The organism is Autumnicola edwardsiae (genome assembly GCF_031846505.1).
GTDB lineage: Bacteria > Bacteroidota > Bacteroidia > Flavobacteriales > Flavobacteriaceae > Autumnicola > Autumnicola edwardsiae.
The window spans coordinates 1-780 of record NZ_JAVRHP010000277.1; the positions used below are offsets into that span (position 1 = coordinate 1).

The 780-nt window shown below is 47.2% G+C and carries 1 protein-coding gene; it reads right to left on the reverse strand.

The window, feature by feature from the left end:
* On the reverse strand, positions 1-780 hold a 780-nt coding region (locus tag RM529_RS17635), incomplete at both ends, for a Mu transposase domain-containing protein (protein ID WP_432264552.1).

Sequence of the window (780 nt, forward strand, 5' to 3'; positions counted from 1 at the left end):
GGCGTTGTCCAATCGCTGGGAGCCATAGGATTTATGGAGCTGGATGACCCCCATAGCTCGTTTGTATCCTATTTCAGGATAGTCCACCGCGGTGATTATTTTCTCGATACAGCCCAGCACGTGCTTGCCATGTATGGCCGCTTTCTTTTTAAAAAAGTCAGGGCTCCAATCGCTATAATATTTATGGGTACTGCTTAAGTGTTCTTTGTTAGTGTTGTAACTACCTTTTGATGGGTTGCGCTGGTGCAGGGCGATCCGCTGATGATAGTAATATACTTCTACCATGGAACTGGTATAATGGATGGTGGTTTCTTTTCCTATGTAACGATAAGGGACGCTGTAATAGCTTTTATCCGGGGAGAAGTAAACATAGCCCATTTTCTGAACCTTTGCCCTTCGGTAACCTTTTAGTTCATAGGTAGCCTGCGGCAAAGGCTTTAGGTATTCCCGTTCCACGGATTGGAACAGTTCCCTGCGACTGGCTTCTTTGCGGGAGAACAACAGGTCGTTGTACCGGCCCAGCAAGCGTTTTATCTCCCGGTTAAGATCTTCCAAAGAGAAGAAGCTCATCTCCCGCAGTGGGTAATAAATGCGCTGGTAGGCAAGGTTTACGGCATTCTCCACCAAAGCTTTATCTTGCGGGGCATAGCCCCGGGCAGGATTGATCACACATTTGTAATGCCGTGCGAAGTCTTTAAAACTTCTGTTGATGTCCGCCTCATACTTGCTGGCACGGGTAACCGCTGACTTTAAATTATCGGAGACGATTGCTTTAGGGAC